The organism is Pseudomonas sp. GW704-F2 (assembly GCF_059423025.1).
In genome coordinates this window covers 1-19,324 of sequence record NZ_JBWKXO010000008.1, presented here as the reverse complement: position 1 = coordinate 19,324, position 19,324 = coordinate 1, and the positions used below count along the sequence as shown (strand labels likewise).

Sequence of the window (19,324 nt, the reverse complement as noted above, 5' to 3'; positions counted from 1 at the left end):
ACTCCTCAGATGAAGATGCCACGGGTCAGGCCGCCGTCGATGCCGATGGATTCACCGGTCACCGCGCCAGCCTTGGGGGACGCCAGGAAGCCGATCAGCCAGCCCATTTCAATGGGCGCCAGCGTGCGGCGAATCGGCGTTGCGTCGATGTAGCCCTGCTCGACCTGCTCCGGGGTCTTGCCCTGCTTGATCCCTTCGCGCTCGTACAGCTCGCGGATGTGCGGGGTGTCGACCACGCCCGGGTGGATCAGGTTGACCGTGATGCCGAACGCACCCAACTGGTCGGAGAGGGTTTTGGTCATGTGCGCGATCGCCAGGTTGCGCATCCCCGAGAGGACTTTGCTGCTGCGCCCGGTGAGGCCGCCGATGTTGATGATGCGGCCGAAACCGCCCGCCTTCATGTGCGGGGTCACGGCCTTGGCACAGCGGAAGTAGCCGATCACTTTGGTGTTGAGGTCCGACAGCAACTCGTCGTCGCCGGCATGCTCGATGTCATTGCGCACCACGCCCGACGGCGCCGCGGCACCGTTGACCAGGATGTCGATGCGGCCGAAGTGCTTGTGCGCGGCGGCGACCATTTCCGACACGGCCGACATATCGTTGGTGTCGCAGAACAGCGGCAGTACTTCGTTGCCGGTCTGCGCGCTGATCTCTTCGGCGGCCAGCTGGAGAAACGCCATGCGCCGCGCACAGATCACCACCTTGCAGCCTTCTTCGGACAGAAAGCGCGCAACTTCCTTGCCGATGCCCATGCCACCTCCGGTGACGATTGCCACGCGGCCTTTCAATTCCAGATCCATAGCAGTTCCTCTTGTGATTATTCTGTTCAGCCGAGATCGACAAACACACTTTTGGTCTCGGTGTAGGCGTCGATAACGTTCTTGCCCATTTCCCGGCCCCAGCCGGATTGCTTGTAGCCGCCGAACGGCGAAGCCGCATCGACCACGTTCCAACAGTTGATCCACACCGAACCGGCCTGGAGCTGCGCCGCCAGGCGGTGCGCCGAGCGCAAGTCGCGGGTCCACAGGCCGGCGGCCAGGCCATAGGGCGAGTCGTTGGCGCGCAACACCAGGTCATCGACGTCGGTCCAGCTCATGACGGTGAGCACCGGGCCGAAGATCTCTTCGCGGGCCACGCAGGCACGCTCGGCACGATCGAGGAACACGCTCGGCTGGATGAAGTGCCCGCGTTCCAGGTGCTCGGGGCGGCCGCCGCCGCAAATCAGTTCGGCGCCCTCCTCCTGGCCGCGCTGCAGGTAGCCCTTGACCGTATCCAGCTGCCGCGCGGACACCAGCGGGCCCATGCTGTTGGCCGGGTCCAGGCCGTTGCCGAGGACATGGGCAGCAGCGTGGCGCTGCAATTCTTCAAGCACCTGATCCAGCACGCTGGCGTGTACGTACAGACGCGATGCCGCCGTACACACCTGGCCCTGGTTGTAGAAAATCCCATCGGCGGCGCCCTTGGCGGCGCGCACGATGTCGGCGTCGGGCAAGATGATGTTCGGTGATTTGCCGCCCAGCTCCAGCGAGACCTTCTTCATGTTGCCGGTGGCCGCCTGGGCGATCAGCCGCCCGACCTGGGTCGAGCCGGTGAAGGCGATCTTGTCCACGTCAGGATGCTGCGCCAGCGGTGCGCCGGTCTCGGCGCCCAGGCCGGTGATCAGGTTGACCACACCCGGCGGGAAGCCCGCCGCCTCAATCAACTGCACCAGCCGGATCGCCACCAGCGGCGTCTGCTCGGCGGGCTTGAGCACCGCCACACAGCCGGTGGCCAGCGCCGGGCCGAGCTTCCACACGCACATGTTCAGCGGGAAGTTCCACGGCACGATCAAGGCGCAGACGCCCACCGGCTCGCGCAACGTGTAGTTGAGCATCGGTGCGCCACTGGCCGGCGACACCGGCAGCGTGCTGCCTTCGATCTTGGTCGGCCAACCGGCGAAGTAACGAAGGATGCTGGCCGCGCTGGCCGCCTCGCCGCGTGCGTTGGCAATCGGCTTGCCGTTTTCCAGGGTGATCAGCTGCGCCAGCTCTTCGCGGTGCTGGTCGAGCAAGTCCGCCAGGCGAAACAGCAACACGCCGCGCTGGGCCGGTGACTGCTGCGCCCAAGCCCCCGTGAATGCGGCGCGGGCGGCGGCTACGGCCGCATCCACATCGCGCTCGTCGCTGCGCGCGACTTCCGTGAGTGTTTCTTCGGTGGCCGGGTTTTCCACCGCGAACCGGCGACCGCTGGCCGCGTCTTGCCAGGTACCGCCGATGAACAGACGGCCGGGTTGAGACAGGAACGCCTGGACGGCGGGTAACACGTCAAGCTGATTCATCATCGACTCCTTCACAGTGCCATTTCGATCAGGCAAGGGCCCGCATCGGCGGCGGCATTGGCCAGCGCCCGTTGCAGTTCGGCATTGGTGTGTACGGTACGGGCCGGTACGCCGTAGCCGGTGGCCAGGGCTTTCCAGTCGATCCGCGGACGGTCCAGCACGGTCAGGCTGAGGGCTTGCGGGTCGAGTTCGGTCATGCCGAAACGGCGCAGTTCGTTCTGCAGGATCGCGTAGCGGTGGTTGGCGGCGATCAGGATCACCACCGGCAATTGCTCGCGGGCGATGCTCCACAGGGTTTGAATGGTGTACTGCGCGCTGCCGTCCGATTGCAGGCAAAACACCCGGGTACCGGGCTCCGCCAGCGCGGCGCCGAACCCGACCGGAATGCCCTGGCCAATCGCGCCGCCGGTGTTGGTCAGCACACGGTGCCGCGCCGCGCTGGCGGAGGCGGTGAAAAACGGATAGCCGCAGGTGCCCCCTTCGACCGAGACAATGCAGTCGTCCGGCAGCGCTGCGGCCAACACTTGGCCGACCGACTGCGGCGTCAACGCGGCCTCGCCTGGCGGCAGCTCGATCCCCCGCGGGGTTGGCACATAAGCCGGTGCATTCAGCGCGTCGGCCAGCGCGGTCAACGCCCCGGCCACGTCGTCGCCGACTTCGGCCAGCGACAGCAAGCGCTCACGCTCGGCCAGCCGCGACGGAATGCCTTCGTAGCCGAAGTAACTGATGGGTTCCGGGACACCGGCACAGACCACCTTGTCGTACTGCTCGAGGATCTCGATGGCCACTTCCGGGAAGTACGGCAGGCGGTCCAGGTCCGGTAAGCCGCCGCCCCGGTAGCTGAGCCGGGGAAAGGTTTCGGCGAACAGCCGCACGCCGGGCAATTGCGCCAGACGCCCTGCCGCTTCCAGGCCGGCAACCGACAAGCCTTGATCACCGACGATGAAGACCAGCCGCTGACCATCACGCAAGGCCTGCGCCACCGCTTCGATACGGTCGCCGGCAAAGCGGCGGATCGGCGCCTGCATCCGCGTGAACACACCGTTGTGCGTCACCGCGGCGGCTTGCAGGTCCATCGGCAGGATCAGGCTGGCGATCTGGCCCTTGGCTTGCCAGGCGGCACGCACGGCTTCCTGCAGGTCCTCACCGATCGCCGAGGCGGTGCGCGACGTGCGAACCCAGCCGGACACGGTGCCAGCCAGGGCCTGGATATCGCTGGCCAGGGGCGGGTCGTAGTTGACGTGCCATGAGGCGTGGTCACCGATCACATTGACGATAGGCGTGTTGGCGCGCCGCGCGTTGTGCAGGTTGGCGATGCCATTGGCAAACCCCGGGCCCAGGTGAGTCAGCGTCATCGCGGGCTTGCCGGCGATCCGGCCGTAACCGTCCGCCGCTCCGGTACAGACGCCTTCGAACAACGACAACACCGGCTTGAGGGCGGGCGCGCTGGCCATGGCCGCCACCAGCGGGATCTCCGTGGTTCCCGGGTTGGCGAAGCAGTACTCGATACCGCTTGCCGCTGCCGCATTCACTATCAGTTGCGCACCATTCATTATCAGCCCTCTCGCTTGAGCATTTTCTTTGATGAGATTTATCACATACAAAATCACATCAAACAAGCTGTTTTTTACCATTTGTCTCTACTTATGAGATAAATGCCAATTAATCGGTTATGAAAAGTGCGGCGACGATTGCTTTTTCGCTTAACTGCGATAGTGTGGCGTGACGGCCCCCCATCGGGTCGGCCGTCTTTTCAGCGCGGGCGGGCGTGCCTATAGTGCTCACCCGCGTGCCATCCCCTTTTCTAGGAACGAAATGAGCAGTCTGAGCAAGTTGTTGAGTGTCCTGGACCTGTTCGGTCCGCAGACGTTGAAGATCGATCCGGACACCATCGCCGAGCGCATGGGCCTGTCGCGCGCCACCGTGTATCGCTACGTCAAGGACCTGTGTGACGCCGGCCTGCTGACCCGCGTGGATGCCGGCAGCTACGGCCTGGGGCCGCGCGTGATCGAACTGGACTGGATGATGCGCCAGTACGACCCCATCCTCCTCGCCGGGCGCGAGCTGATGCACGAACTGTCCGCCCAGACCGGCCTGGCCGTGTTCGCCAGCGTTTTTTATGACGGGCGCATCATCAACACCTACATCGCCGAACCCAGCGACACCTACCACTTCTCCTTTGGCCGCGGACACCCGCTGCCGTTTTTTCGCGGCGCGCAATCCAAGGTGCTGATCGCCTTTCAGAAAGGTCGACGCTTGCAACGCCTGTTCGAAGAACACATGGCCAACGACCCGGACAGCCCATACGACTGGGCCAGCTTCTCCAAGGCGGCGAAAAAGATCCGCAAGGACGGCTACTGCCTGACCCACGACGAACTCAACCTGGGCCTGACCGGCATCGCCGCGCCCATCATCCGGCCGGATATGGACGAGGTGGTCGGCAGTCTGTCCGCCGTCGGCAGCAGCCAGAGCTTCAAGCTGCTGCGTCAGGAAACCGTGATCGAAATGGTGATGGACACCACGCGGCGAATTGCCGAAAACATGCGCAACCCACCGAGCGCCCCCGCGTCCTGAGGGTCAGGAACGCGACGGCAGTCAACCTCAGAACGGCACGGCGACCGTGAGTTGGCTGTACAGGTTGGTGCCATTGCCGACCGTCTGGTTGCCGCCGCTGGTGGAGTCCTGCTTCGGCTTGTAGAGGCCGATCAGCGGCGTGACGATCAGGTGCGGGTTGACGGCCCACTCGACGTAGACGTCCAGCTCCCGCGCATCGAGGTTCAGCGCATTGCTTTTGCGCAGCGTATCGAAGTCGAAGTACAGCGCGCCGACCGTCAGGTTCTCCAATGGCGTTGCCTTGAGACCGACGTGATGGATACCGGTGTTGCTGTTGAACGGGCCGGCATAGTTGGAGGCCACCTCGCCCTGGAACCAGGTGCCGTAACCCGTGCTGAGCCCGGTAAACAGCGAATCCCACTTCTGCGAATAACGGGTATAGCGATAGGTGACTTTCGGCGCCCAGGCGATGTCGGCAAAGGTGTAGCCAGCTTCGCCGTACCAGGCTTTTTCAGGCCCGGCGTCTTTGTCCTGCCAGGCATACTCGAATGCCAGGCTGACGTTCGGCAGCCCGGCATCGCCTTCGCCGCGCACGCTGTAGACATTCATGCCTTTGCGCTGGCGCTGAAAATCACTGGCCCAGCGCTCGTTCACATCGATGCCGTGCACCCAGGTCAACCCCAGGGTGCCAGGCTTGGCGGTGTAATCCAGGGTGCCGGCGGCCAGTTCGGTTTCAGCCTGGGCGCGGTTGTCGGACTTGAGCCACAACACGCTGCCATGCACGCCATCCTGCCCGCCCAGGCGCAGGACCGCGGTTTGATCGAAGGCATGCCGCGCCGCCAGGTAAAAGGCCCCGCCACGGTTCAGCGCACCATCCGCCGGGCCCTTGCCCAGGTTCGGCCCATCGTCGTTGATCAGGAAACCACGACCGAGCTTGACCACCTGGCGCCCACCGGAAATATCCACACCGTCCTTGCCCAGTGCCGGAAACAGGTCGCCGGAACGCCAGCCGAGGTAAGCGTCTTCAATTTTCGTGGTGCGTTCGGTGCCGAGGGTATTGCCGGCCGGATCACCGTCGCCCCAGGTAGCGGAACTGACCAGCGAGAACGCGCCATAAGCCGTGCCTTTGCCCGCCAGGGCCTGGTCGCCGCTCAAGCCGTATTTGATGAAACCTTCGCGCCAGGTCGAACCGCCCGGGGTGCCGTTATAGTTTTTGCGACTGTTGAACTGACCGAATACGGCGGTCATATCGGCGTTGAGATGTCGGCTCTCGTCGCTGTAAATCTCATAGGCCTGGGCCTGGCCGACGGCGCAAAGCGCCAATGTGGCAGCCAGGGTGCCGCGGCGAAAGGGAGGGGATGGATACCGCATGGTTGAAACTCCTTGAGGTGCGCCTTCAAAGGCTGTCTTAGGTATTCGCATAACACTGGCGCAGCCGCGCTGCGCCAGGCTCGCAAGGGCTAGCCGCAAGCGGCGAGCGCGGTGTCCAGCGCCGCGACGATCAATTCGGCCTCCGCGCCCGTGAGGGTCAGCGGTGGCGACAGAACGATTTTGTTGCCGATCGGCCGCACCAGCACCCCGGCGCGACGCGCTTCGTCAGCGATCCGCAAAGGCTGCCCGGCCGCCGGGTTCAGCGGTTCGCGGGTGGTTTTGTCCGCCACCAGGTCGAGGGCAATCATCAAGCCCTTGCCGCGCACTTCACCGACCACGGCGTAACGCTCGGTCAGTGCTTGCAGCTGTTCGAGCAATTGCCCGCCGACCTTGGCGGCGTTGCCCGGCAGGTCCTCGGCTTCGACGATATCCAGCACCGCCAGGGCGGCCGCGCAGGCGGTCGGATGCCCGCTGTAGGTGTAGCCGTGCATGATCACGTTGCTGAAGCCTTCGCCGTGCTCAATCGCGTCGACGATGCGCTGATTGAACATCGTTGCGCCCAGCGGGATATAACCGGCGGTGATGCCTTTGGCCAGGCACAGCATGTCCGGCGCGACACCCCAGCCGCGGCTGCCGAGCATGCAGCCCGAGCGACCGAAACCGGTGACCACTTCGTCGGCGATCAACAGAATGCCGTGGCGGTCGCACACCTCACGCAGGCGCTTCCAGTAGTCGTCCGGCGGCACGATCACGCCACCGGCGCCTTGCACCGGTTCCGCGATCAACGCGGCGATGGTCTGCGCGCCCAGCAAGGCGATCTGATCTTCAAGCTGGCGAATGCAGTGTGCGGTCAGCGCTTGCGGGTCCCGGCAGTCCCAAGGGTTGCGATACAACCATGGGGTGTCGAGCAAATGGCATCCGGCCAACAACGGCCCGTGGTTGTAGTGATAAACCCCATTGCCGCCCACTGACGTGCCGCCCATGTGTACGCCGTGATAACCGTTGCGCAGGGACAAAAAGCGCGTGCGCCCCGGCTCGCCGCTGGCGATCCAGTACTGGCGGGCCATTTTCAGCGCAGTCTCCACCGCATCGGAGCCACCGGAACTGAACAGCACGCGCGTCATCTGCTCCTGGGCGAACATCGACGTCAGCCGCTCGGCCAGGTCGAACACCCGCGGATGGGCAATGCCGTCGAAGGTCTGGTAATACGCCAGTTCATCCAGCTGCGCGGCAATCGCGGCCTTGACCGACGCACGGTTGTGCCCGATGTTGACGTTCCACAGGCCGCCCACGCCGTCGAGCATGCGCTGGCCGTCGATATCGGTGATGTAATTGCCGTCGCCACGGGCAATGATCAAGGTCTTCGCGCGATGCGCCGGGGCGCTGGAACTCATTGGGTGCCAGAATTTCTTCTGTGCGGTTTTATATTTTTCGTACATGGTTCAGGCCCTTATTCAGCGTCACGCTTGTGGACAAACAGCAACTGTTGCCCGGTGAATTCGAGCAGGCCCTCAAGGCCGAACTCGACACCGAACCCGGACATCTTGCTGCCGCCGAACGGCGTGTTCGGCTGGATGCGGGCATGGCAGTTGACCCATGCCACGCCGCTTTCCAGACGGCTGGCCAACGCCGTCGCCTGTTCGACGTCCGGCCCCCAGACCGAGCCGCCCAAGCCCATGTCGCCCGCATTCGCGCGACGCAGCACGTCTTCCACATCCTGATAGGCGATCAACGGCAACACCGGGCCAAACTGCTCCTCGTCGACCAGCCGCTGGCCGTCGGTGACATCGGCGACCAGCGTCGGCGGGTAAAAGAACCCCGGATGGTCCAGGCGCGCACCGCCGCACAAAATACGGGCGCCGTGCTGCCGCACATCGTCGACCAGGGCCTCGACCAGTTGCAGTTGCTCGAGGTTCTGCACCGGGCCAAACGTGACCCCAGGCTCCAGGCCATCACCGACCACCTGCCGTTCGGCGATGCGGGTCAGCGCCTCGGCAAACGCTTGGTATTGGGATTCATGAATGTACAAACGCTTGAGGGCGGCGCACGTCTGCCCCATGTTGAGGAAGGCCGCCTGGAAAATCTCTTCGGCGACTTCATCGACCGGCGTGCCAGGCAGCACGATCGCGGCATCGTTACCGCCCAGCTCGAGGGTCAGTCGCTTGAGGTTGTTGGCGGCGCCGCGCATCACGCTTTGCCCGGTGGCGGTCGAGCCGGTGAAGACAATCTTCTGAATCCCCGTGTGGGCGGTGATCGCACTGCCGAAACCTTGCTCACCGGTCACGCAATTGATCACCCCGTGGGGCACATGCCGAGCGATGATGTCCACCAGGCGCAAGGTGCTCAATGGCGTCAGGCTCGAGGGTTTGCTGATCACGCAATTGCCGGCGCGCAATGCCGGCATGATGTGCCATATAGCGATCATGAACGGCCAGTTCCACGGCGTGATCGAAGCCACCACGCCCAGCGGCTTGCGGTGCAACTCGACACGCTGGGTGGGGGTTTCTTCCACCAGTTCCACCGCGATCTCTTGCCCGGCGGCATAGCGGGTCCAGGCGGCACCGCCCATGACTTCGGAGAATGCCAGCTCCAGCGGTTTACCTTGCTCGAGAACGATCAGCCGGGCCAGTGCCTCGGCGTCCCGCTCAATGTCTTCGGCGATCGCCAGCAGGCGCTCGCAACGCAGCGCGTGAGTGCTGTGCCGCCACGTCTTGAAGGCCGCCTGGGCAGCCGCCACCGCCTGGTCCAGTTGCGCCAGGGAACCGGCCGGGCACTGTGCGAATGCGGTGCCGGTGGCTGGATTGATCACGTCAAACTGCCCGTTTTCACCGGCAACCTGAACCCCGTTGATCAGCATCGTGTAATGGTGCATGTGCAATTTTCCTTTAACGCAGGCACGCCTTGTCGGACACCGACAAGCGCACAGTTCGCAGTAGAGTTGTACCGGGTTGATGCCTTAGAGCTTGTGGCTACCCAATGCCAGGAACCGCTGTGGCGATACCTTGCGCAGTCGCGCGGCGAGAAAGATGCCGCCCAGCAGGGCCAAGGGAATGACGGCGCACAGGCTGTACGACAACAGCTTGCTGGCGCCCGTGAGCACATCGAAGTGCGCCACTGCCAGGATCAGCACCATCAGCAATGCCAGGCAGGACAACCCCGGCAGAATACGCCCGCGCAAAGCGCCGACCTTGAGCTCGGGATGCCGGTGAAAATACACACACACCGCGACCGAGGTCATCGCCATCAGCAAAATCACGCACAGGGTGGCCAGGTTGGAGAACCAGGCGAACAGTTGCAGGATCGGGTCCGCATCCATGGCGGCGAAGATCAGCACCACCACCGCAGCGATCAGGCTCTGCAATGCCGAACCCATATGCGGGCTCTGATGCACGCGGTGGGTGGTGCCCAGCAGACTGTGCAGCAAACCGTCACGCCCGATCGCGTAGAAGTAGCGCGCGGCGGCGTTATGGAACGCCAGCAGCCCGGCGTAGATACTGACCATGAACAGCACGCGGATAATCTGGGTCAGGTGAGGACCGACAAAGTGATCGGACATGCCGTAGATAAAGGTCGTGGGGTCCTGCAATGCTTGCAGCATCGGCACGATCTTGTCGGTGCCCACACCGACCACCATCGCCCAGACCGACAGCGCATAGAAACCACCGATCAGCAGCACCGAGCTGTAGGTGGCAATCGGAATGGTGCGTTGCGGGTTCTTCGCTTCTTCGCCGTAGATCGTGGTGGCCTCGAAGCCGATGAACGCGGCGAAGCAGAACAGCAGGCCGATCGACGGGGTGCCGCTGAACACGTGCTGGCTGCTGAACGAGTCGAGATTGATACCGCTGTCGCCACCGGTCCTGAGAATCGCGAAGTCGAGGGTAAGGATTGCCAGGTACTCGGCGATCACCACGACTGACAAGACCCGCGCGGACAGATCAATCTTGCGATAACCGAGGACCGCAATACTGGCCATCGCCATCAGCGAATAAGACCACCAGGGCATCACCAGGCCAAACACGCTCTCCATGGTGCCGCTGACCACGCCACCGAACATGCCATACAGGGCGATCTGGAGAATGTTATAGGCAAACATCGCCAACACCGCCGCCGCGCCGCCGGCCAAACCGCCCAAGCCGCGCGAGGTGAAGGCATAGAAACCACCGGCGTTGGTCAGGTGGCGGGACATGGTGGTGTAACCCACCGAGAACGCCAATAGCACCAGCAACGCCAGGATCAGCAATGCCGGGGTGCCGGCGCCGTTACCCAGCATGATACCAATCGGAAAACCGCCGGCGATGACACTGAGAGGGCTCGCCGCCGAAATCACGAAGAAGATGATGAAGCCGACGCCCAAGGCGCCTCGCTTCAACTCCGTGGAGCTGTTGACCTGAATAGATACACTCATGTTATTGACCTTATTGTATGAGGCAGTCGCTGTGGGGTGGCTCCGATCAAGGCTCTATCGGCACCGGGTAGCGCTTTTATTTTTTGGCTTGCACGCTGTATTCGATCCTATGCCCCCCTACAAACCCCTCGCTATCCCAAATCGGTAGCATCGCCTGCATCGCCCCAAAACAGTTCAGCGTCCAGCACCGTTCCCCGCCGATTTGGGATAACCCCCCGGATGTTCATCCCTGCACTCTAGGGTCGCCGTGCTATGCCCGGATGTCGGCTAGCAACAATAAGAAACGACGGCGCCCACCAGGCTATTACAGCCCATAGAGCGCTCACGCGCAGGAACCCCCAGCCATGCCTTTTGCTCACCTGACTATTCAATGGCGCATCACACTCCTGAGCGGGCTGTGCCTGCTGGCCGTTGTCGCCGCATTGACCGGCGCCTCTCTGTACCAGAATCAACAAAGTGCAAAACTGCTCAAGGCACGCAGCACTCAGTTGCTGGCGCAAGCGGCCACGGAGCACTTGCAGGCCCAGGCGGTTGCCCACGGTCAGCAGGTTGCGCGTTTTTTCAATGAGACGGCGCTGTATGGCGAAGGCTTCGCGCAACAGGTCCTGCAACTGCGCGAACAAACCCTCAATGGCCGCCTCTCGGCGACACAACTGCGCGAGACACTGGTGAACATTACTCGCCAGACACTGCTCAAGCGCGACAAAGTGCTCGGCCTGTACGTGGTGTTGCTGCCCGATGCGCTGGCAGGTGCCGACGCGCAGTTCACCGCGCAACGTGCGTTGGCAGGCAACGAAACAGGCCGGTTCGCGCTGTATTGGTCGCAGAGCCAACCGGGGCAATTGGTCCAGGAAGTACTCACCGAGCCGCAAATCACCGCCAACCATGCGCCGGCGGCCAGTGAGCCGGAAAACGCCTGGTACGTCTGCCCGCAGGCCCAGGGCCGCACCTGTGTGGTGGCGCCCTATGAAAGCGAGGTGGAGGGCCGCAAAGTCCTGATGAGCAGCATTTCGATTCCACTGATCGCCAACGGCACGACGATCGGCGTGGTCGGCATGGACATCGGCCTCGATACCCTGCAGAAACTCGCGGCCAACCTGCGCCAGGATCTGTATCAGGGCGCCAGCGCAGTCAGCATAGTCGCGAACTCGGGCCAGGTGGCCGGGCGCAGTGGCGAGGTCTCGGGCGCCAGCATCGACATCAGTCAGGCCGTCCAGACCGTGGCGGGCAGCCCACCGTGGACGTTGCAGCTGAAGGTGCCGCAAGCCGTGGCGCAGGCCCCCGTTCGGCAGATGCAGAGCGAATTGGATGCCCAACGCCGCCAGGCCAATTGGCTCAACCTGGGCCTCGGTTTGCTCGCCAGTTGCCTGGGCATGCTGCTGATCTGGCTGGCGGCCTACGGCGTGACGCGCCCGCTGCTGAAGGTGGCCAGCCTGCTCGATGCGATTGTCGACGGCGACGGTGATCTCACCCAACGCCTGCCGGTGGCTCGCCACGATGAGCTGGGCGCACTGAGCAACGGTTTCAACCGTTTCCTGGACAAATTGCAGCCGATCATCCGCGACATCCAATCCGCCTCGCGGGACACGCGCACCAGTGCCGACACGTCCTCGGGCATTGCCCGGGAGGTCAGCGCAGGCATGCAGCGCCAGTACCGTGAAGTGGAACTGGCGGCGACCGCGCTGCATGAAATGAGCGCCAGTGCCCAGGAAGTGGCGCGCCACTCGCACTCTGCCGCCGACGCCGCGAGCGCCGCGGAAAGCGCGAGCCGCTCCGGTCAGGCCGTCTTCGCCAGCGCCGTACACAACATCGAACACCTCGACCAGCGCCTGGACGCCACACTCAAGCAGGTACACGCCCTCGCCGACAGCAGCAGCCAGATCAGCCAGGTGCTGGACGTGATCTGCACCCTCGCTCAACAGACCAACCTGCTGGCCTTGAATGCAGCCATCGAAGCGGCCAGAGCGGGCGAACAAGGGCGCGGTTTTGCGGTGGTAGCCGATGAAGTCAGGCACCTGGCCAGCAACACCCAGAGCTCGGTCGAACAGGTGCGCAACGTGATCGAGAGGTTGCAACAGCTGAGCCAGGAGGTGGTACACAGCACTCAACTGAGTCGCGAACAAGCCGGCAGCAGCGTGATCCAGGTGCAACAGACGCGTGCGGCGCTGCAGAACATCTCCCAGGCCGTGGACGTGATCGAGCAGATGAACCAGCAGATCGCCAGCGCTGCCCTGGAACAAAGCACCGTCGTGGACGATATCAGCCAGCGTGTCAGTGACATCCGAGGCATCAGCGAAACACTCACCACGCGCATGAACGAGGCCTCCAGGGCCAGTGACTCACTGCATGAAATGGCCAACCATCAACAGAACCTGGTGGGCCATTTCCGTGTGTGAGGGGCAATGCAGCGCAACTGAGCTACAGTGGCCGGCCTTCGACACTTTACACATAGAGCCTTGCCCATGACCGCTTCGCGACGCTGGTTGATCCTGGCCATTATTTCCAGTGCATTGCTGCTCATCGTGATTGACATGACCGTGCTGTACACCGCGTTGCCGACACTGACGCGCGAGCTTGGTGCGACAGCGTCGCAGAAACTGTGGATCATCAATATCTATGCGCTGATCGCCGCCGGGCTGTTGCTGGGCATGGGCACGCTCGGCGACCGCCTGGGGCATAAACGGCTATTTATCGGGGGCTTGAGTGTATTTGGGCTGTGCTCGCTGATCGCGGCCTTCTCGCCTTCGGCCGGCGTATTGATCGGCGCGCGGGGGTTCCTGGCGGTCGGCGCGGCGATGATGATGCCCGCCACATTGGCCCTGGTCCGGTTGACGTTCACCGACGAGCGCGAACAGGCCATGGCGTTCGGGATCTGGGCCTCGGTGGCCTCGGGGGGCGCAGCGTTCGGGCCGGTGGTGGGTGGCCTGTTGCTGGAGCATTTCTGGTGGGGCTCGGTGTTTCTGATCAACGTGCCGATTGTGCTGCTGGCGTTGCTCGTCGGCGTGCTGTTGATCCCCGACCACCCGGGAAACCCCGAACGACGTTGGGATTGGCTGGGTTCGCTGCAGGTGATGATCGGCTTGATCAGCATGGCGTATGCCGTCAAGGAGCTCGGCAAACGGGTGCCCTCCTTCGAAGCCATGCTGGTGGCGGTGGTCCTGGGCACGCTGTTTCTCACGCTGTTCATTCGGCGCCAACGACGTGCCGCGCAGCCGATGCTCGATCTGTCGTTGTTCACCACATCCGGGTTCCGAAATGCGGTGATTGCGGCCGTGGTGTCAGCCGCCGCATTTATCGGCATGGAGCTGGTGTTCAGCCAACGCTTGCAACTGGTGCTGGGCATGTCGCCGCTGGAAGCGGCACTGTTCATTCTGCCGCTGCCGCTGGGTTCCTTTGTCGCCGGCCCGCTTGCCGGCTACTACCTGTCGCGCCTGGGCAACCAGCGCATGCTGTTCTGGACATTGCTGCTTTCATCCGCCGCGATGCTGGCCTATGTGTTTCTGTACCAAGCCGCGGTGCCCCTGCAAATCGTCAGCCTGGCGCTGCTGGGCCTGACAATGGGCGCGGCACTGACCGCGGCGTCCAGCACTATCATGCTCAGCGTGCCCGCCGATAAGGCCGGCATGGCCGCGTCCCTCGAGGAAGTCTCCTTTGAACTGGGCGGTGCGGCGGGCGTGACGATTGCGGGCAGCCTGTTATCAGCGATCTATGCGTACTCGGCAGGGCGGGTGATTCCGTCATGGCTGACGCAAAACCCCGTGACATTCGAGAGCCTCGACGACGCGCTGAACGTCGCCGGGACGTTATCACCCGAGGGCGCCGCCATGCTGACGGCGTTCGCCCGTTCGGCGTTTGATACAGGTTTCGTTGCCGTGCTGGTGACGATGACAGTCCTGTTGTTGATTGCGGCGCTGCTGGTGAAGCGGAGCCTGCCAGCAGCGGCGATCGTTACGGATGATCTGGCTTAGCAGGCGCCTTGGCGTTATGCCCGCGCGCCCGCCCGCAGGATCGACGGTTCCTCCCCGCGATACAACGCCTCGACCTGGGACGCGCGCCACTGCAAGACCGCGCGCTGGTTGATCGAGCCCTTGTCGGTGATCTCGCCACGGTCGATGGACGCCGGTTCATCGAGCAGTACCAACCACTCCAGGCGACTGGCATTGCCCGTCGCGTCGCGATTGAGGCGTTGCAACCAGTCGCCAAACCACTGGCGCACGGCAGCGCTGGTCAGCACCTCGGCGTCGCTGGCGGCGGTGCCCAGCCCCGCCAGTCGGCGGCATTCGTACAGCCTTGGAAACACCAGAATGCCCAGGCATTCGCGGTCGGGCGCGGCGATCACCACGTCCTGCACATAGGGCGACCCCTCCAGGACCGCACGGTTGCGCAACGGCCCCACGCTGACAAACACCCCGGACGACAGTTTGAAATCCTCGGCGATGCGTCCGTCGAACATCAGGCCCAGGTGCGGGTTGTTTGGGTCGGCAAGTTTGAGCGCGTCGCCCGAGCAGTAGAACCCCTGGTCGTCGAATACCGCGGCGGTCTGCTGCGCCGCTCGCCAGTACCCCGGCATGATGTGGGGGCCGCGAAAGCGCCCCTCGAGCTTGCCGTCCACCGGCACCAGACGCACCTCGCAGCCGGGCGCGGGCAAGCCGATATACCCGGCCACGGACAACGGCCCGGTGGTAAAGGTGCAGGATGGCGCGGCTTCGGTCATGCCCAGCCCGGCCATCATCCGAATGCGTTCGCCGCAATGCTGCTCGGCCACCCGGTCGAGCCGGTCCCAGACCCGCTGCGACAGGCCCGCGGCGGCGAAGAAAAACAATTTCATCCGGGCAAAAAAGCACTCACGCAAGGCGGCGTCCTGCTCCAGGGCATTGACCAGTTCTTCCCACCCCTTGGGCACGGTCAAGTAGGCCGTGGGCGAGATGTCCTTGAGATTGCGCAGCGTTTCGGCAAAGCCCTGCACCGTGGGCTTGCCGTCGTCCAGGTAAAACGTGCCGCCGTTATAGAGCACGATACCGACGTTATGACTGCCGCCGAAGGTGTGGTTCCACGGCAGCCAGTCCACCAGCACCGGCGGCTCTTCGCCAAGCACCGGGAAGGTTTGCAAGAGCATCTGCTGGTTGGCGCAGAGCATGCGCTGGGTGGTGATCACCGCCTTGGGCAATTGGGTGGAACCGGACGTGAAGAGAAACTTGGCAATGCTGTCGGGGCCGGTGGCCGCGAAGGCCCGCTCGGCCTCGGCGCCGCCCGCGACCTGCAACAAACTGGCGAAACTCACCTGGGCGCGCCCCGCCACTTGGCCACGCACGCTGATCAACGGGGTCTCGGCGGGCAGCACCGCATCGATCGCGCGCTGGTAAGCCAGTGCGTCGCTGACAAAGACCAGGCCGGGTTGCAACAGGTCGCAGACATGCCGCAGTTTGGCGAAGTCCTGGGACAGCAGCGCATACGCCGGCGACACCGGGCAATAGGGAATACCGGCGTACATGGCGCCGAACGCCATCTGCAGGTGTTCGATGTCGTTGCCCGACAGCAGCACCAGCGGCTTCTCGGCCGACAGACCATAGCGAAGCAAACTCTGCGCAATGGCCCGCACACTGTCGAGCATCTGCGCATAATTGACGCGACGCCAACCGTCGCCGTCGCGGGCGGCGACGAAGGTCTGCTCCGGGCGTACCTGGGCCCAATGCAGCAGCCGGTCGAGCAACCGTTGCGGTAATTCGGCCAACGGTTCCAGCGAACGCATGTGCAGCACGCCGTGGTTTTCGATCACTTCCACCGGCGCATGGCTGATGGACACGGGGCGGTAACGCGGCGTGGGCCGTTCGGGTTGCGATCTGAATTCGGAACTCACGGGATGGTCCTCCAACAAGGCACGCCGACGGACACCCGTGGGTGTCACGTGGCGCCAGCCAGCGGCTGCGCCCTGATTATTGTTATGTGGGTCCGTCCAAGGGCGGCGCCTCAGATCGGGTAATGCCGTGGACCGTTCTGCAATGTGATCCAGCGCAGTTGCGTAAAGTGTTCGATCGCAGCCTTGCTGCCAAAACTCCCATAACCGCTGGACTTGACGCCGCCGAAGGGCATTTGCGCTTCATCGTGTACGGTCGGGCCGTTGATGTGGCAGATCCCCGACTCCACCCGCTGCGCCAGCGCCAGCGCACGCGCCGTGTCACGGCTGAAGATCGCCGCCGACAGGCCGAACAGGGGCACGTCCAGCATGGTGATTCCTCTTTATTGTCTTTATCGGGAATACGTTCAAACCCTACACCGCCGACACCGCCGTGCGGCGCGGCCAAGGGCTGGCTTCAGCGTTTATACGTCTGCAGGCCAGGCTTGATGCTTTTGTCGTCGAGGAACTGCTTCATGCCCTGCTCGCGACCGCCTTCGGTATCGAGCAGGCGCGACTGGTCGAGCTTGGCGTACAGGTAGTCTTCGTTTTGCTCCCAGGTCAGCTCGCGGCATCGTTTGAAACCATGCTTGGCGGCACGCAGCACCACCGGGTTTTTCTCCAAAAGATTACGCGCCAACTCGACAGTGACGTCACGCAGTTGCGCCAACGGCACGCTCTGGTTGACCAGGCCCATTTCGGCGGCCTTCTGCCCGCCAAACGTCTTGCCGGTCATGATGTAGTACAGCGACTGGCGATGGCCCACGGTGTCGGCCATGGCTTTGCTCACCAGGTTGCCCGGTGGAATGCCCCAGTTGATTTCCGACAACCCGAAGGTCGCTTCATCGGCACAGATCGCCAGGTCGCACGCCACCAAGGGGCTGAAACCGCCACCGAAGCACCAGACGTTGACCATGGCGATGGTCGGTTTGGTGTACATGCGCAGCAACTTCCACTGCCATTGCGAGGCTTCGCGGCGGATTTTTTCCTGGAGGATTTCCGGGCCGGCGTCGATTTCGCGAAAGTATTCCTTGAGGTCCATACCCGCAGTCCAAGCCTCGCCCGCGCCCGTCAGCACCAGAACACCGGCGGCAGGGTCCTGCTCCAGGGTTTCCAGTACATCGATCATTTCCCGGTTCAGGGTCGGGCTCATGGCATTGCGTTTTTCCGGCCGATTGAGAATGACCCAGGCAATGCCCTCTTCGATTTCGACTTTGACCGTTGACCAGCGACCTTCGTAATTGCTCATGGCGATGCTCTCTTGTTCTTGGCTTGACGATGGTTAAAAGCTAAACCGACAAATTAGTTATATCAACTAACCATTAATGAAATTAACCTAATCTTTTTCAGGTATTGGAAAGGCGTATTTGCACGATGTATTGAAACAGAGCGATGGCTATCGCCAGCCAATCTCGGAAAACTGCATATCTTTATTAACCACTGCTCAAGGACCCGCCCTGCCATGGCCAAGTCTTCCCGGCTCACCGCCCCCCCAGAACGCCCCGCCGCCAGCGGCGACAACCCGGCGCCACTGGACGCCGCGCTGGATGACTTGATCGGCTATGCGATGCGCCGCGCGCAATTGAAGCTGTTCCAGAACCTGATCGGCCGGTTGTCGGCTCACGACTTGCGGCCGGCACAGTTCTCGGCCCTGGCGATCATCAATCAAAACCCCGGGCTGATGCAGACCGACCTGGCCAGTGCGCTGGCCATCGAGCCACCGCAAGTGGTGCCGCTGCTCAATAAGCTGGAAAGCCGCGCGCTGGCGGTACGGGTGCGCTGCAAACCCGACAAGCGTTCCTACGGGATTTTCCTCAGCAAGGCCGGCGAAGCGCTGCTCAAGGAACTCACGCAAATCGCTGCCGAGAGCGACAAGGATGCCACCGCCGCCCTCGACAACCAGGAGCGCGACGAACTGCTCCGGCTGCTGAAAAAAATCTACTGTGACTGAGCGCCCAGGCACGCATTCACCGATGCCATGCGCTGACGCCATGGCTGGGCGATCTCCAGTTGCGCCGCCAACGCCAACAACGTCGCATCCTCGCCAAAACGCCCGGCGAAATGCGCGCCCATGGGCAGCCCGCGCTCGCTCCAGTACAGCGGCACCGACATCGCCGGTTGCCCGCTGGCATTGAACAAGGCGGTAAACGGTGAATAGCTGTGGAAGCGCTCGATCAGCTCATCCAGACCCAGGCTGTCATCCTGCAGATCCAGTTCACCGATCAGGGCTGGTTCCCGCGCCAGGGTCGGGCTGAGGATCACGTCGTAGTCGCACATGAACAGCGCCAGTTGACGGCCGAGGGCGTGAATCCATTCCACCGCCGCAGCGTATTGCGCGCCACTGACCGCACCCTTGTCGCGCAGAATGATGCGCGTGCGCGCCTCCAGTTCCTCGGGCCGTACCGGAGCCCCGCGCAATTGGCCGAGGACGTCCACATAGTGACGCGTGCTCGCGCCGATGATGGTGAACACCTGGTCGAGAAACTCCGGCAACACCACCGGTAACTGCGCAAGTTCCACCCGATGCCCCAAGGATTCGCAAAGCTTGGCCGCCTGACGCACGGCATCCAGGCTTTGATTGGAGATCGGCCACGTGCCGACCCGCTCGACCAGCGCAATCCGTAAAGGCCGCGGCGCCTGTTGCAAGGCCCACGCATACGGGTGCGCTGAAATCGGCGCGGCGTAGGGTGCGCCCAGTTCGTGGCCGGCGGTGGCGTCCAGCAATGCCGCACTGTCACGCACCGACAGGGTGAGGCAATGATTGGTCGCCATCCCCGCCCCCCCC

14 protein-coding genes and 2 pseudogenes are annotated in these 19,324 nt (G+C 63.3%); 5 read left to right on the top strand and 11 right to left on the bottom strand.

What is annotated here, in order from left to right; genetic code table 11:
• Positions 1-5: 5 nt before the first annotated feature.
• From AC07W0_RS08895 to AC07W0_RS08885, 3 genes are read right to left on the bottom strand one after another with little or no spacing between them, the layout of a single operon-like run.
• Positions 6-800, bottom strand: a complete 795-nt coding sequence (locus AC07W0_RS08895; protein ID WP_017846967.1) for an SDR family NAD(P)-dependent oxidoreductase — start codon at positions 798-800, stop codon at positions 6-8.
• Between the two features lie 26 nt (positions 801-826).
• Complete coding sequence (locus AC07W0_RS08890; protein ID WP_017846966.1) at positions 827-2,317, bottom strand: aldehyde dehydrogenase family protein; 1,491 nt, start codon at positions 2,315-2,317, stop codon at positions 827-829.
• Between the two features lie 11 nt (positions 2,318-2,328).
• Entirely contained in the window at positions 2,329-3,870 is a 1,542-nt protein-coding gene (locus tag AC07W0_RS08885) for an acetolactate synthase large subunit (RefSeq protein WP_017846965.1), read from the bottom strand.
• A gap of 262 nt (positions 3,871-4,132) precedes the next feature.
• Between AC07W0_RS08885 and AC07W0_RS08880 the strand changes: the two genes are divergently transcribed.
• A complete protein-coding gene (locus tag AC07W0_RS08880) occupies positions 4,133-4,891 on the top strand; it encodes an IclR family transcriptional regulator (protein ID WP_046384091.1) in 759 nt (252 codons plus the stop codon).
• 27 nt (positions 4,892-4,918) lie between these two features.
• On the opposite strand, the gene AC07W0_RS08875 is transcribed toward AC07W0_RS08880, so the two are convergent.
• The 4 genes from AC07W0_RS08875 to AC07W0_RS08860 form a co-directional block, all read right to left on the bottom strand.
• Entirely contained in the window at positions 4,919-6,241 is a 1,323-nt protein-coding gene (locus AC07W0_RS08875; RefSeq protein ID WP_169883933.1) for an alginate export family protein, read from the bottom strand.
• 89 nt (positions 6,242-6,330) lie between these two features.
• A complete protein-coding gene (locus tag AC07W0_RS08870) occupies positions 6,331-7,680 on the bottom strand; it encodes an aminotransferase class III-fold pyridoxal phosphate-dependent enzyme (protein ID WP_102618305.1) in 1,350 nt (449 codons plus the stop codon).
• Positions 7,681-7,691: 11 nt separating this feature from the next.
• Positions 7,692-9,113 carry an aldehyde dehydrogenase family protein gene (locus AC07W0_RS08865; protein ID WP_102618306.1) on the bottom strand — a complete coding sequence of 474 codons (1,422 nt, stop codon included), beginning with the start codon at positions 9,111-9,113 and terminating at the stop codon, positions 7,692-7,694.
• An 84-nt stretch (positions 9,114-9,197) separates the two neighbouring features.
• Positions 9,198-10,646 carry an APC family permease gene (locus tag AC07W0_RS08860; protein ID WP_017846960.1) on the bottom strand — a complete coding sequence of 483 codons (1,449 nt, stop codon included), beginning with the start codon at positions 10,644-10,646 and terminating at the stop codon, positions 9,198-9,200.
• A 344-nt stretch (positions 10,647-10,990) separates the two neighbouring features.
• On the opposite strand from AC07W0_RS08860, the pseudogene AC07W0_RS08855 reads away from it, so the two are divergent.
• The 3 genes and pseudogenes from AC07W0_RS08855 to AC07W0_RS08845 form a co-directional block, all read left to right on the top strand.
• Positions 10,991-12,184: pseudogene (locus tag AC07W0_RS08855) on the top strand (HAMP domain-containing protein); the annotation flags it as partial.
• Between the two features lie 102 nt (positions 12,185-12,286).
• On the top strand, positions 12,287-13,042 hold the full coding sequence (locus AC07W0_RS08850; protein ID WP_370737511.1) for a methyl-accepting chemotaxis protein: 756 nt from the start codon (positions 12,287-12,289) through the stop codon (positions 13,040-13,042).
• Positions 13,043-13,108: 66 nt separating this feature from the next.
• On the top strand, positions 13,109-14,614 hold the full coding sequence (locus AC07W0_RS08845; protein ID WP_102618308.1) for an MFS transporter: 1,506 nt from the start codon (positions 13,109-13,111) through the stop codon (positions 14,612-14,614).
• A gap of 14 nt (positions 14,615-14,628) precedes the next feature.
• Here AC07W0_RS08845 and AC07W0_RS08840 read toward each other — a convergent pair whose 3' ends face one another.
• From AC07W0_RS08840 to AC07W0_RS08830, 3 genes and pseudogenes are all read right to left on the bottom strand, one after another.
• The gene (locus AC07W0_RS08840) at positions 14,629-16,503 is read right to left on the bottom strand and encodes a feruloyl-CoA synthase (RefSeq protein ID WP_102618309.1); all 1,875 of its coding nucleotides are present in this window, start codon (positions 16,501-16,503) and stop codon (positions 14,629-14,631) included.
• A 110-nt stretch (positions 16,504-16,613) separates the two neighbouring features.
• Positions 16,614-16,853, bottom strand: a pseudogene (locus AC07W0_RS08835) (aldehyde dehydrogenase family protein); the annotation flags it as partial.
• A gap of 104 nt (positions 16,854-16,957) precedes the next feature.
• Complete coding sequence (locus tag AC07W0_RS08830) at positions 16,958-17,788, bottom strand: p-hydroxycinnamoyl CoA hydratase/lyase (RefSeq protein ID WP_102618311.1); 831 nt, start codon at positions 17,786-17,788, stop codon at positions 16,958-16,960.
• Positions 17,789-18,001: 213 nt separating this feature from the next.
• Here AC07W0_RS08830 and AC07W0_RS08825 point away from each other — a divergent pair, with 213 nt between their 5' ends.
• Positions 18,002-18,490 carry a MarR family winged helix-turn-helix transcriptional regulator gene (locus tag AC07W0_RS08825; RefSeq protein ID WP_102618312.1) on the top strand — a complete coding sequence of 163 codons (489 nt, stop codon included), beginning with the start codon at positions 18,002-18,004 and terminating at the stop codon, positions 18,488-18,490.
• On the opposite strand, the gene AC07W0_RS08820 is transcribed toward AC07W0_RS08825, so the two are convergent.
• Positions 18,478-19,324: amidase family protein (locus AC07W0_RS08820; RefSeq protein WP_256593288.1), on the bottom strand; the 847-nt coding region annotated here is incomplete at its 5' end. The genes AC07W0_RS08825 and AC07W0_RS08820 overlap by 13 nt on opposite strands.